Genomic DNA, 9,646 nt, shown 5'->3' on the forward strand with positions numbered 1-9,646 from the left:
TATTAGAAGCCCTGCATGAAAATGCAGGGCTTTTTTACATTTCGCAAACACCTCATTTACCCTTGCGCTACAACTTATTGTTTTGTGAAGGATATTCCCCGCTATATTAACTTCATCGCAGTATTTGCCCCTCTTTCGCGCTAAGTTAGCTTCAGTCGGTCAAAAAGCAACCTCTTGGCCTTGCACTTGTGCTGGTTTTCAATCTCAGGTGATGATTTATTGTTCCAGTTTGTGCCAGAGCTAAAAGAGTGCTTGTAACCAAATTGACAATTATTGTTCAGTCGAGATAATCCCACTTCTTCTGCGTTAAGCGCAAAAAATGTGCACAAACCGAAGAATGTCAGGATGACACGCAAAGGAAGCAACATGACACATATTGGAAGTCTCTTATTGGATGCCGCCACTCTGATGGTCACCGGAATGGCTGTGGTATTCCTATTTCTTACTCTTCTCGTTTATCTCGTTCAGTTTATGTCCCGTGTGATACCGCAAGAGGTACCCGAGGCTGCTGCAACGCCCAAGAAAAGTCAAAAAGTTCAACCAGTCACTGATTCCGTTAGCCCACAAGTCGTGGCGGCAATCGCCGCGGCTGTGCATCAGCACCGCAGTGCGACAGCGAAACAGTAGTCTGGATTACAAGGATTAAAAGGAGTTAATGAGCATGTCTAAACCATTAGCCATCACCGATGTCGTCCTACGTGACGCCCACCAATCACTCTTTGCTACGCGTATGCGTATTGAAGATATGCTGCCGATCGCGGCTGAGCTGGATAAAATCGGTTACTGGTCGTTGGAAACTTGGGGTGGAGCGACGTTTGATGCTTGCATCCGTTTCCTTGGCGAAGATCCATGGGAACGTCTACGCGCTTTGAAAAAAGCGATGCCGAATACCCCAATGCAGATGTTACTGCGCGGCCAAAACTTACTCGGTTATCGCCATTACGCGGATGATGTCGTCGAGAAATTTGTCGAGCGCGCCCATGCCAATGGCATGGATGTATTCCGTATTTTTGATGCGATGAACGATGTGCGCAATTTTGAAAAAGCGGTAAAAGCGACGATTGATGTGGGCGCTCATGCGCAAGGAACGCTCTCTTACACGACGAGCCCTGTGCACAACACGCAGACTTGGGTGGATTTAGCAAAACGTCTTGAAGATCTCGGCTGCCACTCTTTATGTATCAAAGACATGTCGGGTCTGCTCAAACCTTATGAGGCCGAAGAGTTAATCACGCGTATTAAGCAGTCTTGCGCGGTGCCTTTGGCGCTGCATTGTCACGCAACAACGGGTTTATCTACGGCTACGGCAGTCAAAGCGGTGGAAGCGGGGATTGATATTCTTGATACCGCGATTTCCTCAATGAGCCAGACTTATGGCCATACGCCCACGGAAACCGTGGTCGCTATGCTGCAGGATACACCACGTGATACACAACTCAAATTGGAGCAACTTGAACCGATCGCGGCTTACTTCCGTGAGGTTCGTAAAAAATACGCCAAGTTTGAAGGTCAGTTAAAAGGTGTTGATTCGCGCATTCTGATTGCTCAGGTGCCCGGCGGCATGCTGACCAATATGGAAAGCCAGTTGAAAGAGCAAGGTGCGGCGCATCGCATCGATGAGGTATTGGAAGAGATCCCTCGCGTTCGTCAGGATCTTGGGTTTATTCCTTTAGTGACTCCTACCTCGCAGATTGTCGGCACTCAAGCGGTGATCAACGTGTTAACCGGTGAGCGCTATAAGAGCATTACCAAAGAAACCGCGGGCGTCCTTAAAGGTGAATACGGTGCAACGCCTGCTAGCGTGAATGCTGAGCTGCAAGCGCGCGTATTAGAAGGTGGACAAGCGATTACTTGTCGTCCTGCTGATCTGCTGCAAGATGAACTTGACCATCTCACTAAAGAGCTGCTTGAAAAAGCGCAAGTAGAAAAAATCACCTTAGCGGATGCGAAGGTCGATGATGTTCTGACTTATGCGCTGTTTCCACAAGTTGGCCTGAAATTCCTGAAAAATCGCCATAATCCAGAGGCGTTTGAACCTGCGCCCGGCAAAGAGCCCGCTCCGGTGGCTACCGCCCCTGCGAGCGCTAAACCTGCAGCAGGTATAGAGAGCTACAGTGTGAAAGTGGACGGCGTGGTGTATGACGTTGAAGTGGGTCCACAAGGTCAATTGACCTCAGTGGTACCCGCTGGCCAAAAAGCAGCACCAAAACCGACGGTTGCTACAACCACTCAAGGCGCAGAAGCGGTTGCTGCCCCTTTGGCGGGGACCATCTTTAAAATCCAAGTTGAACAAGGTGATGAAGTGGCAGAAGGTGATGTGCTTATCGTGTTAGAAGCGATGAAGATGGAAACTGAAATCCGTGCAGCGCGCAGTGGTGTGATTCAGGAACTGCATGTCAAAGAAGGCGACAGCGTTCGCGTTGGCGCCTCACTGCTGAGCTTGGCATAAGGGAAAATCATGGACGGATTAATCACCTTATGGCAAGAGACGGGGATTGCCAATTTTGAGCTAGGGCAGATCATCATGATCTTGGTCGGCTGTACGCTACTGTTTCTGGCCATTCGTAAAGGCTTTGAGCCGTTATTGCTGCTGCCGATTGGTTTTGGTGCGGTGTTAGCCAATATTCCTAATGCAGGATTTACCGAGCCCGGTGGCTTGCTGTACTACGTTTACCATATCGGTATTGAGTCAGGCGTTTTCCCATTGCTGATCTTTATGGGCGTGGGGGCGATGACGGACTTCGGTGCACTGATTGCCAACCCGAAAACCTTGTGGTTAGGCGCTGCGGCTCAGTTAGGCATTTTTGCTACCTTGTTCGGCGCCATTTTGCTCAACTTTGTACCAGGTATGGAATTCTCTATGGCTGATGCCTCGTCGATTGCAATCATTGGTGGAGCGGATGGTCCAACGGCCATTTTCCTCGCCAGCCAGTTGTCGCCGGATTTGCTCGGGGCAATTGCGGTCGCTGCGTATAGCTATATGGCGCTGGTTCCGATTATTCAGCCACCGATCATGAAGGCATTGACGACGCCGGAAGAGCGTAAAATCAAGATGGCTCAGCTACGCCACGTGGGTAAAACCGAGAAAATCGTGTTTCCACTCGTGGTGCTGCTAATGACCATTCTGTTTTTGCCTGCGGCAACACCCTTGGTCGGCATGTTCTGTTTGGGGAATCTGATGCGTGAAGCGGGTGTGGTGGATCGTTTGTCCAAAACCGCGCAAAACGAGCTGATCAATATCGTCACCATTTTCTTAGGCTTGGGGGTCGGCTCTAAATTGCAAGCCGAGACTTTCCTCAATTTGGAAACCTTAGGCATTTTGGCACTCGGCGCCGCTGCTTTCAGTATTGGTACGGCGGGTGGAGTGATCATGGCGAAGATCCTCAATAAATTTTCCAAAGAGGATATCAACCCACTGATCGGTGCTGCGGGTGTTTCTGCGGTGCCTATGGCCGCTCGAGTCGTCAATAAAGTGGGCCTAGAGGCCAACCCGCAAAACTTCTTATTGATGCATGCCATGGGGCCAAATGTGGCTGGTGTTTTGGGCTCAGCAGTAGCGGCAGGTGTGTTGCTGGCTCTAGTGGGTTAAGCATGAGTTGGTTGCACTTTGCGCAAAATGGCGATGCAAAGTTAACGACTTAAAAGAAATTGGTATATATTCAAAGGGATGCTTCGGCATCCCTTTTTATTCGCGCGATAGGGATAGTGGAAATGGAAAACAAACGAATCGTCATTACCCAATTTGGTACACCGGATGTGTTGGCCATGCAAAGTGCGCCAATTCCAACCCCCAAAGCGGGTGAAGTATTAGTGAAAGTTGCTTTCGCGAGTGTTAACCCTATCGATGTGAAAACCCGGGCGGGTTTAGGATGGGCGGCAGCACAAAATAAAGACAAACTGCCGTGGACACCCGGTTACGATATCTCCGGACGAGTTGTGGCGTTAGGCGAGGGAGTTAGCCGCCTTAAAGAGCGGGATAATGTGGCGGGATTTATTGGATTTCCACTGCGAGGTGGGGGTTATAGCCAATATCTCTGCGTGCCAGAACAAGAACTGAGTGTAGTGCCTGATGCAGTAACGCTCGAAGCGGCTGCTGCACTGCCCCTTGCGGGTCAAACCGCCGCGCAAGCCTTGAGCAAAGCGCAGGTCCAAGAAGGTGAACGTGTATTAATTCTTGCGGGGGCGGGTGGCGTTGGGCATATCGCAGTGCAAATTGCACTGGCCGCTAAAGCAGAAGTATTTACCACTTGCAGTGAAGCGAATTTAGACTATCTGGCCACGCTTGGCGCTCATGCGATCAATTACCAATTTGCGCCCGTCTCTCAGCGTTTAGAAGAGGTGGATGTGTTGATCGATCTGGTGGGGGGAGAGGCGGCGTTGGATGCGCTTAAATGCCTAAAAGATAACGCTCGCGTCATTACTGTACCGACGTTAACCGCCGAGCTTATCTGCGAAAAAGCCAAGCTACTCGGTTTTGAAGCTACGGGCATGTTGGTAGATCCGAATCCAGAGCAGCTCGATACCATGCTGTATATGGTCAGTGTTGGGCTACTGAAAATCGAAATTCAGCACATCTATTCACTGTTAGACGCGGCGCAAGCGCATGAGCAGATTGAATCCGGACACACGCGAGGCAAGTTGCTTCTTGATATGAAATGCTAGAGTGGTGGAATGACTCTTCTGCGCTACTCACTTCTCTCTTTGCTGAATCGCCGCTGAGCTTACTGTTCTGGAGTGGTTTTCTCAGTGCAACATTATTACCGGGCGGCTCAGAAGCGGCGTTGTTGGCGAGTTTATCGCTCGCTCAACATCCGGTTTGGCTCATCGTTGCGGTGTCAACGGCCGGGAATACTTTAGGTGGCATGACCAACTACGCGTTAGGTTTATGGCTGCCGCATCGAACTGATTCACAAAAACAAGGTCATAAAGCCAAGCTCTGGTTGCAGCGTCACGGTTATTGGGCGTTGCTTGGGAGTTGGTTGCCTATTATTGGTGACCCACTCTGTTTAGCGGCAGGTTGGCTGCGTTTAAACGTACTCCCTGCATTTTTGATGATTTTGATTGGTAAGGCGCTGCGTTATTCATTGCTTGCTGCGTTGTATTACGGTTTGTTTTAAGGAGATGTGATGAGAAAAGTCGCGTTGTTTGGATTTTCTCTTTTGTTATTAGCGGGATGCAGTAGTTCTGACTCATCGTTGCCGCTGTTTTCTTCTTTGCCGAAAGGCGTCACCTTGGTCGAAGAGGTGAAAGCCGAACCGGGTAAAGTCATGATCCCGTACTCGAAGTATCGTTTGGAAAATGGACTGACCGTGATCCTTTCACCGGATGACTCTGATCCTTTGGTGCATGTTGATGTAACTTATCACGTGGGTTCCGCTCGTGAGGAGATTGGTAAATCGGGCTTTGCTCATTTCTTTGAGCACATGATGTTCCAAGGCTCTAAACATGTCGGCGATCAGCAGCATTTTCGTTTGATCACTGAAGCGGGCGGTTCGCTCAATGGCACCACCAACCGCGACCGTACCAACTATTTTGAAACGGTTCCTGCCAATCAATTAGAAAAAATGTTGTGGCTTGAGGCGGATCGAATGGGCTTTTTGCTCGATGCGGTTTCGCAGCGCAAGTTTGAGATCCAGCGTGATACCGTGAAAAATGAGCGCGCTCAGAATTATGACAACCGCCCTTATGGCTTGATGTGGGAAAAAATGGGTGAAGCGCTTTATCCCGAAGGGCACCCTTATTCTTGGCAAACGATTGGTTATGTCAGTGATTTAGACCGAGTTGATGTCAATGATTTAAAAGCCTTTTTCCTACGTTGGTATGGCCCAAATAATGCAGTGTTAACCATAGGTGGCGATCTGGATGTTAAACAAACCTTAGCTTGGGTTCAAAAATACTTTGGCTCGATTCCGAAAGGCCCAGATGTGGTAGATGCACCGAAGCAGCCAGCACGGTTGAGTGAAGATCGTTTTATTACGTTGGAAGATCGTGTGCAGCAGCCGATGCTGCTCATAGGGTGGCCAACGCAATATTTGGGCGCAGAGGATCAAGTCGCACTGGATGCTCTAGCCAGTGCCCTAGGCAGTGGCAACAACAGCCTGCTCTATCAAGAGCTGGTGAAAACTCAAAAGGCGGTTGATGCGGGCGCATTCCAAGACTGTGCTGAGCTCGCCTGCACCTTTTATGTGTATGCCATGGCTCCCTCGGGAGCCAAAGGTAAGCTCGCCCCACTGTATCAAGAAACCCTGCAAGTGCTGGAAAAGTTTAAGCAGCAGGGTGTCTCTGCTTCGCGTCTAGAACAGATCATCGGCTCAGAAGAGGCCAGTGCTGTATTTGCGCTAGAGAGTGTCAAAGGCAAAGTCAGCCAATTGGCGGCCAATCAAATCTTCTTTGACCAGCCAGATCGCATTGAAAGTCAGCTAGAGAAAATCCGCGAAGTGACACCAGAATCGGTGCAGCAGGTGTTCACTCGCTATCTGGATGGCCAGCCGAAAGTGACACTCAGTGTAGTGGCAAAAGGCAAAACGGACTTTGCAGTACGTCCGGCAACCTTTATCACTCCTGAACGTCAACTGCCGGAATATCAAAAAATTGGTGACGAGCAGCTTGCCTATCGCGAAGTCAAAGACAGCTTTGATCGCTCGCAGATGCCGCAAGTGGCACAAGCGGTTCAGCCACGTTTACCTAAACTGTACGATGTCTATTTTGACAACGGCGTACAATTGCTTGGCACGCAAACACGTGAAACACCGACAGTACTGATTGAAATTCAATTGCCTGCGGGCGAGCGTCAAGTTGCGATGGGGAAAGAAGGCTTGGCTAACTTAACCGCCAGCCTGCTGCAAGAAGGCAGCCAAAACCGTAGCGCCGAAGCCATTCAAGCGCAACTGGATAAACTCGGCTCAAGCATTCAAGTCGTGGTGGGAGCCTATTCAACCAGCATTGTGGTATCGAGTTTGAAGAAAAACTTGCCGGAGACGTTGCAAATCACCCAAGAGATGCTGCTCAAACCTGCTTTCAAACAGAGTGATTTTGCACGTTTACAGCAGCAAATGTTGCAAGGAGTGGTTTACCAACACCAGCAACCGAGCTGGTTAGCATCGCAAGCCACCCGCCAAGTATTATGGGGGGAGAGTTTGTTTGCCCGCTCCGGTGATGGTACGCAAGCTTCTATCTCTGCCTTGACCTTGAAGGACGTGAAGCAATTCTACCGTCAACATTACACCCCGCATGGCGCACAAATTGCGGTAGTGGGGGATATCAGTGCGCGAGAAATTCGTCAGCAGTTGCAGTTTATTGCCGATTGGAAAGGCGAAGCGGCCCCGCTGATTAACCCACAAGTGGTGCCAACGTTAACTAAGCAGAAAATCTATTTAGTGGATAAGCCGGGAGCGCCGCAAAGTATCATCCGTATGGTGCGTAAAGGGCTTCCCTTTGATGCCACGGGTGAGTTGTACTTAACTCAATTGGCGAATTTTAACTTAGCGGGTAACTTCAATAGCCGGATAAACCAAAATCTGCGTGAAGACAAAGGATATACCTACGGCGCAGGAAGCTATTTTGCCAGTAACCGTGAGATTGGAGCCATTGTATTTAACGCTCCAGTACGTGCGGATGTGACCGTTGAAGCGATTCAAGAAATGATCAAAGAGATGCGTCATTTCAGCCAAGCGGGGATGAGCGAGGAAGAGATGAAATTTTTACGTCTCGCTGTCGGTCAACAAGATGCGCTGATGTATGAAACACCCGCGCAGAAAGCTCAACTTGTCTCCAGTATTCTGACGTACAGTTTAGATCGCGATTATCTGCAGCAACGTAATGAGATAGTGAAAAGCGTTGATCGCTCAACACTCAATGAGCTAGCGGCCAAATGGTTCAATCCTGAGGATTACCAAATTATTGTGGTGGGCGATGCCAAGCGACTCAAGCCGCAGTTGGAAAAGTTAGGCATTCCGCTAGAAGAGCTTGAAATCATCCGTTAGAGTACACATTTAATAGTGGGGCGGATTGCGCCCCAAACTCGCTATGCTGCTTAAGCACCACGCTTAACAGGCGGCGTGCGACTGGAACCACCTACATAAGCGAAGCGTATTTTGAGTAAATTTGCCGAGCGACTACAAACAGTTGCAAACAAACCAGAAGTATTTCAAAAGTTTAGCCGTGGATTGGAGCGCGAATCGCTGCGTTACACGCCGGAAGGTGCTCTAACGCAAACGCCACACCCGAAAGCACTGGGAGCGGCATTAACTCACCGTTGGATCACCACAGATTTTGCGGAGTCCCTGCTGGAGTTCATCACCCCTGTCTCGCATGAAGTCGATACTCTGCTGGCGCAGATGTCGGATATTCACCATTTCGCGCAGACCAAGCTGGGCGATGAAAAACTTTGGCCTCTCTCCATGCCTTGCTACGTCGGCAGTGAAGAGGGGATAGTGCTGGCACAATACGGTTCGTCGAACACTGGAAAAATGAAAACCTTGTACCGTGAAGGGCTCAAGCGTCGTTATGGCAGCCTGATGCAGATTATTTCCGGAGTACATTTCAATTTTTCATTCCCAGAAAGCTTCTGGGATGCCTTGTTTGGTGAGCAAGAAGAGTCAGCTCGTCAAACGAGTAAATCCGCGGCCTATTTTGGCGTCATTCGTAATTACTACCGTTTTGGTTGGTTGATCCCTTATCTGTTTGGCGCTTCTCCCGCTCTCTGCTCGTCTTTTTTACAAGGTCGCAAAACCGAACTGCCGTTCGAGTCCATTGGTAAAACCTTGTATCTGCCTTATGCCACCTCGCTGCGTCTAAGCGATTTGGGCTACACCAACAGCGCGCAAAGTGTGCTGCAAATTGGTTTCAATAGCATAGAGCAGTATCTGCAAGGGTTGAATGAAGCGATCCGCACCCCCTCAGCCGAGTTTGCCAAACTGGGTGTGAAAGTAGAGGGAGAATATCGCCAGCTCAATAGCAACGTACTGCAAATTGAAAATGAGCTGTATGCGCCGATTCGTCCGAAACGTGTGACACAAAGTGGCGAGCGGCCTTCGCAAGCCCTAGCGCGTGCAGGGGTGGAATATATTGAAGTGCGCTCGCTCGATGTGAACCCATTTAGCCCGATTGGAATTAATGAAGATCAGGTTCGTTTCCTCGACCTATTCTTAGCATGGACAGCGCTGTCAGATTCTGATCCTATGGATGGCTGTGAACTGGCTTGTTGGCGCGACAACTGGCGTAAAGTAGTTCTGGAAGGTCGCAAGCCTGGTTTAGAACTGCAAATTGGCTGCCATGGTGAAGTGTTAACCTTGCAAGCGTGGGCGAAGCGTGTGTTTGCCGATCTGCGTGTGATTGCTGAAACTATGGATACCGCTCTCGGCGGCGATGCCTACCAAGCGGTGTGTGCCAAACTAGAGACTTGGATCGAAAATCCTGAGCTGACGCTCTCGGCACAAATCCTAGCAGAAATTAAACAGCACGGCGGCTTAGGTAAAACAGGCTGCGTGTTAGGTAACGAGTACCGAGCGGTTAATTTACAGCACCAATACCAGTTCTACTCACAAGATGAGATGGAGCAGGAAGTGCGCCGCTCAACTCAAGCCCAAGCCGACATTGAAGCGAAAGAGACGCTCAATTTTGATGCTTACCTAACGCAATATTTTGC

7 protein-coding genes are annotated in these 9,646 nt (G+C 49.7%); all 7 read left to right on the forward strand.

The window, feature by feature from the left end:
- The first annotated feature begins 366 nt into the window (after positions 1-366).
- Entirely contained in the window at positions 367-627 is a 261-nt protein-coding gene (locus GOU96_RS15865; protein ID WP_000148780.1) for an oxaloacetate decarboxylase subunit gamma, read from the forward strand.
- A 34-nt stretch (positions 628-661) separates the two neighbouring features.
- Complete coding sequence (oadA, locus tag GOU96_RS15870; protein ID WP_000042719.1) at positions 662-2,449, forward strand: sodium-extruding oxaloacetate decarboxylase subunit alpha; 1,788 nt, start codon at positions 662-664, stop codon at positions 2,447-2,449.
- A gap of 9 nt (positions 2,450-2,458) precedes the next feature.
- The gene (locus GOU96_RS15875; protein ID WP_000348847.1) at positions 2,459-3,589 is read left to right on the forward strand and encodes a sodium ion-translocating decarboxylase subunit beta; all 1,131 of its coding nucleotides are present in this window, start codon (positions 2,459-2,461) and stop codon (positions 3,587-3,589) included.
- Positions 3,590-3,711: 122 nt separating this feature from the next.
- Entirely contained in the window at positions 3,712-4,662 is a 951-nt protein-coding gene (locus tag GOU96_RS15880) for an NADP-dependent oxidoreductase (protein ID WP_000428691.1), read from the forward strand.
- Entirely contained in the window at positions 4,656-5,117 is a 462-nt protein-coding gene (locus GOU96_RS15885; RefSeq protein WP_000895355.1) for a YqaA family protein, read from the forward strand. Before GOU96_RS15880 ends, GOU96_RS15885 begins: the two co-directional genes overlap by 7 nt.
- Before the next feature lie 9 nt (positions 5,118-5,126).
- Positions 5,127-7,982: a M16 family metallopeptidase gene (locus GOU96_RS15890; protein WP_267783084.1), complete on the forward strand. Its 2,856-nt coding sequence runs from the start codon at positions 5,127-5,129 to the stop codon at positions 7,980-7,982.
- A gap of 111 nt (positions 7,983-8,093) precedes the next feature.
- The coding region (gene gshA, locus GOU96_RS15895; protein WP_324702011.1) for a glutamate--cysteine ligase at positions 8,094-9,646 on the forward strand (1,553 nt) is incomplete at its 3' end.

Origin of the sequence: Vibrio sp. R-1, from assembly GCF_035615595.1 — a bacterium.
In the GTDB taxonomy this organism is placed as follows: Bacteria; Pseudomonadota; Gammaproteobacteria; order Enterobacterales; family Vibrionaceae; genus Vibrio; species Vibrio cholerae.